This window comes from Xenorhabdus stockiae (assembly GCF_002632825.1).
In the GTDB taxonomy this organism is placed as follows: domain Bacteria; phylum Pseudomonadota; class Gammaproteobacteria; order Enterobacterales; family Enterobacteriaceae; genus Xenorhabdus; species Xenorhabdus stockiae.
Map to the genome: position 1 here is coordinate 1 of NZ_NJAJ01000076.1, position 5115 is coordinate 5115.

Annotated in this window: 4 protein-coding genes and 2 pseudogenes; all 6 read left to right on the plus strand. The window is 38.9% G+C overall.

Annotated features, from left to right (window positions below):
• Positions 1–186 precede the first annotated feature (186 nt).
• Positions 187–281 (plus strand): annotated as a pseudogene (locus tag Xsto_RS23055) (lysis protein); the annotation flags it as partial.
• A gap of 937 nt (positions 282–1218) precedes the next feature.
• Entirely contained in the window at positions 1219–2214 is a 996-nt protein-coding gene (locus Xsto_RS19815) for an oxidoreductase (protein WP_099126196.1), read from the plus strand.
• Positions 2215–2339: 125 nt separating this feature from the next.
• Positions 2340–2639, plus strand: a complete 300-nt coding sequence (gene ghoS / locus Xsto_RS19820) for a type V toxin-antitoxin system endoribonuclease antitoxin GhoS (protein WP_099110135.1) — start codon at positions 2340–2342, stop codon at positions 2637–2639.
• 317 nt (positions 2640–2956) lie between these two features.
• The gene (locus tag Xsto_RS19825; protein ID WP_099126197.1) at positions 2957–4177 is read left to right on the plus strand and encodes a tyrosine-type recombinase/integrase; all 1221 of its coding nucleotides are present in this window, start codon (positions 2957–2959) and stop codon (positions 4175–4177) included.
• Positions 4174–4947, plus strand: a complete 774-nt coding sequence (locus Xsto_RS19830; RefSeq protein ID WP_099126198.1) for a DUF6387 family protein — start codon at positions 4174–4176, stop codon at positions 4945–4947. Before Xsto_RS19825 ends, Xsto_RS19830 begins: the two co-directional genes overlap by 4 nt.
• 32 nt (positions 4948–4979) lie before the next feature.
• Positions 4980–5115 (plus strand): annotated as a pseudogene (locus tag Xsto_RS19835) (IS630 family transposase); the annotation flags it as partial.

Here is a 5115-nt window from a genome sequence, read left to right on the forward strand (position 1 = left end):
CTAAGATCTGGCTGTCAGTAAAACGTGACTTTTTCATAAGATTTCGATCTCCTCTGCTACATTAAGCGTATGAGAAAATTCTACTTATGGACACTCCGGATTTTAGGGGGGATTACCGGTGGGCATACTTAGCAATATTGGCTACCTAATAAAAATCGACTGTCGGGTCATTTAAATAGGTGACCCGCTATCAGAAACTATTGGTTACTCAGAGAACACATCACAACCTCTGAGCAAATGATTCTGGGGTGCAGGAGTATTTTAGGGTGCAGTGTGGGTGAATTGGAAAGAGTAAAAGGGAGGTTGGAACACTTCCACCTCCCTCAGTTTTATGATGAACAAGTCCCTCCTGGATACAGTGTGCATACAAGTTGACAGTCTCTATATTCTGGGCTGCCTGGAGCGTATAAATCTGAACAAATATTGGCATAAGTCTGCATTGAGGCTAAAAGAGTCGTGCCAGCCACTAGGCAAAGAAGAACGTATTTTCTCAAAGGTATCCTCCACATCAGTTACATCATTACTATCGAAAAAACTGGTAAATCTAATAAACCCATCACACAGCAACAACAAGCGAATAATTCTTAACAATTAGTTATCCATTGAAACTAAAGTCAATATTTTTTCACCCATTCTCTGAGTGGTTAAAGGAATATCCAAGCCATCACATTCCGTGGTGGTTTTATATCTGAATGTCACTGTGCATTACACGCGTATTCAAAGAACAACAACAGGCTGGAACTTATCTATATTGCTGATAAGGTGAATAAGGACGGCAGTATCACGATTGTGAACCATGAGATATTCCGGAAGATTGTCGTTTGGATGTCCGTATTCAGATGCCGGAGAATTCAGTGTGGAATGTGACGCAGAAGATGGTAAAGGCTGCCACTGATAGTGAACAGACTGAGCAGATGGATTAAAAGTGTGATTAACCCGCAGAAAATTGCGGGTTAGAATTTTAGTTATTTATTTTATTTCTTGGAGAGGAGCATAACGCGATTCTATTTTAACGTTGACATAAAAGTCACCGGAATTATCTTCATAATGGGTACCCTATATACCTTTTCATAATAGTGAGAGTATCAGCATGCGGTGTTCCTTACTCCGCGTGTCACGCGGAGTAAGGTGTACTCCTATCATTTTGAACAGCTATTTAGCATAAGCCTGCATTAAAGCTAAATGATTCGAACCTGCTATTAAGGAGTGAACGCCAGTATGAAAGATTCAATAACCTCATTATTCAAGCCATTTGACTTCGGTACCCTGAAATTACGAAACCGTCTTGTTATGGCTTCAATAGAGCAGGAGCGTTCATCCGGAGAAGTGTCAGCTAACGAAGGCGCTGGGCTGGTTATCGCGGAGGCTTCCTATATCAATCATCCATCCGCTGGAGAAAAAATGGATTTACCCCGCTTAGAATCTGGCTCAGAAGCATACTTTTCTGAAATGGTTAAGGCCATACATGCTACTGGTGGAGTTATTTTTGCGCAATTATTTCATCAGGGTGCCGATGATTCAGAGCGGTTTGCCCCGTCACTGGCCTGGAGCCCGTCGGGGTTTTCTGCCACACGTGGCTCATATGGTAAGGCCATGACGCTGGACGACATTGATGAGATTATTGCTGCTTTTGCGGAAGCGGCCAGCTTCGCCCAATCAGTAGGGTTCGATGGCGTAGAAATTCATGGTGCACACGGCTATCTGATAGACCAGTTCCTTTGGGCAAATACCAATCGTCGCGAAGATGTATGGGGCGGAACCATACGTAATCGTGCGCAATTTGCGGCGCAGATAATCGCTGCGGTGCGTAGAGCTACCGGCCGTTTGTTCCCGATCTCTTTCTTATTTTCACAATGGAAGGTCGGTGCCAATAATGCGGCTATTGCAACCAGTCCGCAGGACTTAGAAATCTTGCTTGATCCGATTGTTCAGGCTGGTGTAACCATATTGCATGCTTCGGATGGTCATTTCGGCCAACCCGCTTTTCGGAATTCAGATCGTAGTTTAGCTGTATGGGCCAAAGAATTGACAGAACTTCCTACCATTGCAGGTGGTTCGATCGATTTATCATTATCAGGGAGGCCAGCCTATAGTTCTGACTTAGAGATACTAATACGGCAGTTAGATAACCAGCAAATTGACTTAGTGGCTGTCGGGCGGAAATTGTTTTCTGAACCAACCTGGGTTTCAGAACTACAGAGATTGTCGCAATAACCGCCATAAATATCTCCGGTGCTTAAATTGCCATTAATGCCAAATTTCTTCTCGTTTTTCTCACTTTTATCAGAGAAGAAAAACTGATAGTTTGACTATTTGGCAGTCAAGACAAGGAAAGAGAAATGGCAAGTTATTTAATTCGAGTGGAACTGTATGGTACGGGGTCTGCGGGATATGAAAAGCTACATAAAAGGATGGTAGGCAATCAGTTCAGTCGCTCTATACGTTTCCCCGATGGAAAGTGGCATCGCCTTCCAAGTGGAACGTATATTGGTAATTCTTCATTAGGCTCTCTTCAACTGGCAGAAAAAATCAAATCTATTGCTAAGTCTTATTCAAGCAAAGACCCTTCCATATTTGTCTGTACTTACAGTAACTGGAGCGCTGCGCTGTATATTGATAAGGAACATCCAGAAAACTGATTAATCCAGTAAATAAAAAATGACAGCCTGAAAAATAAACTAATGTAGGTGAATTTTTTTATATTTCAAATTAATAAACCAGTAATAAATAATAGAATAGCTTTCGATTCAGTGAACAAATATATAGGGATACATTGGTAAAGTCATACCATGTTGTATTACTTTATGTTTTTGTGTTTGCGTGAGGTTTTATTATTTTATTATAAATCATATAGATAATAAAAAATTACACTGTCTATTGTTCCAGTGTTTATTGACGTTTTCCCATTCTTGCAGCACACTATGTATAAACATTTGTATAAATATCTTAGGTGATCATGGCTAACGAACTAAACAAGCTCAGTGACAAAAAACTTAAGGTTTTACTTGGCAGAAAGAACGACAAGATAGAGTTTTTTGCCGATGGAGCGGGATTGAGTGCAAAAACATCTAAAGTAGGTGGCATTAGTTGGGTCTTTACATATCGGCTTGATGGTAAGAAGCTAAACCGCCTTACCATTGGTCGCTATCCTGATATGAGTCTCAAACAGGCTCGTGAAACGCGGGACAAATGCCGTAACTGGCTGGCTTCTGGTAAAGATCCAAAGCTACAGTTTGGTTTGGACATGCAGGAATCATTAAAACCAGTCACTGTAAAAGATGCTATCGAATATTGGATAGAAAACTATGGGAAAGACAACCGCGTAGGTATTGATAAACATATAGCTCAACTAAATAAATATATTTATCCTAATATTGGGAATATGGCATTATCAGACTGTGAAACACGCTATTGGCTTCAATGTTTTGATAATATAAAAAAGAAATCTCCCGTTTCTTCTGGAATTATATTCCAATTATGCAAACAAGCCTTAAGGTTCTGCCGTGTAAGGAAATTTGCTATTAGTAACGCTTTGGATGATTTAACCATTCCAGATGTAGGTAAAGTGCAAAATAAAATCGATCGGTTTTTAAGCGATGGTGAGTTGGGTCAATTATGGAAATCCATAAATACCAATACTTACATTCCTTATTACAGTAACTTATTAATAGTCTTGATTGTGTTTGGCTGTAGAACTCAAGAGGTTAGATTATCGAAATGTTCGGAATGGGATTTTAATTCCATGTTATGGACTGTTCCAAAGGAACATAGTAAGTCTGGTGGTAAAATAATTCGCCCAATACCAGCATGTATGAAACAATTTTTAGAAGAACTTATCTACCAAAACCATAAAAGCAGTTATTTTCTTGGTGAATTAAAATACGGTGCAACAGTAGCGAAATATGGGGCTAATATATGGAAAAAATTAGGCCATACGGAAAAATGGACATTACATGACTTAAGGCGCACCTTAGCAACTAAACTAAATGATATGGGCGTAGCGCCTCATGTAGTTGAACAACTGTTAGGCCATGCACTGCCGGGCATTATGGCGATATACAACAAGAGCCAATATTTAACAGAGAAACTGGACGCTTTAAACCAGTGGTGTGAACAACTGGATGTATTGGCGGGTAATTATGAAAACGTGGTTATATTAAAGACTGGGCAGAAATGAGAATTAATAAAAAAAGCGATTTACCAAAATGGTTTGAGATTGAAAAATACAATAAAATAAAAGCATTACCTGATGATGAAATTGCTTATTTAATATGCTGTAGATGCAATGACTTACTTACAGGAAGATATAACAAGGAGGGATATTTCGATAATGATTTATATTGTGGTGAGTTTTATTCTGATCGGGATGCAATGACAATAAAACAATCTGATAGTAATTTAAATATCAGCTCATCATCATCTATTACTCCTATTTCTATCGGTAATTTAAGTGTATTCATAGATGACTTGCGTGATATTAATGTTCATATCAAAAATGAAAGTGTAAAAAACAATCATCTGTCTGCATATGAAATTCACGGAATGAGCATAACATCTTGGAATGGTGTTATTTGTGGTATAAATTTAATGACACATCAAGATGAGACAATTATTGAAGATTTACGAGTGTTATTAAAAAAATGGCGAAAGGAATTAGACCTCGAAGAAACTCTGTCATTAATTAATAATTCTTGGGGAGTTATTAAAACTAAAATAATTAATTACAATATTTTCGCTTTCTTCGACTTGCAGTTATGGCAACTTGCTACAGGAAACTCAATAACCAGTGGAGTGCTATCTGTGACACTATACCCAGAAGGGGAATATGATTCTATTCAGATCGCTCAAACCATCAAACCATTTTCAGAGAAATTATTTACTTATGAAACTTTAGAAAAAATAGAGCGAGAAATTTCTAATATACCCATCGTCATTGAAGATGCTTGATTTTTCATTCCTATCAGATCAAAATCGCGCCCATGAAAATTACCCTGACAGATGCCCAAAAAGAAGCGCTTGAATTGATGCACGATACGACTCGTGATGGGCGCGTCCGTGACCGTATCAAAGCCGTGCTTTTAGCTTCAGAAGGCTGGACTGCTCAAATGATTGCTC

Coding starts and splice junctions, on each gene's coding strand:
- Xsto_RS19815 (WP_099126196.1), top strand. CDS start 1,219: ATGAAAGATTCAATAACCTCATTATTCAAGCCATTTGACTTCGGTACC.
- ghoS (WP_099110135.1), top strand. CDS start 2,340: ATGGCAAGTTATTTAATTCGAGTGGAACTGTATGGTACGGGGTCTGCG.
- Xsto_RS19825 (WP_099126197.1), top strand. CDS start 2,957: ATGGCTAACGAACTAAACAAGCTCAGTGACAAAAAACTTAAGGTTTTA.
- Xsto_RS19830 (WP_099126198.1), top strand. CDS start 4,174: ATGAGAATTAATAAAAAAAGCGATTTACCAAAATGGTTTGAGATTGAA.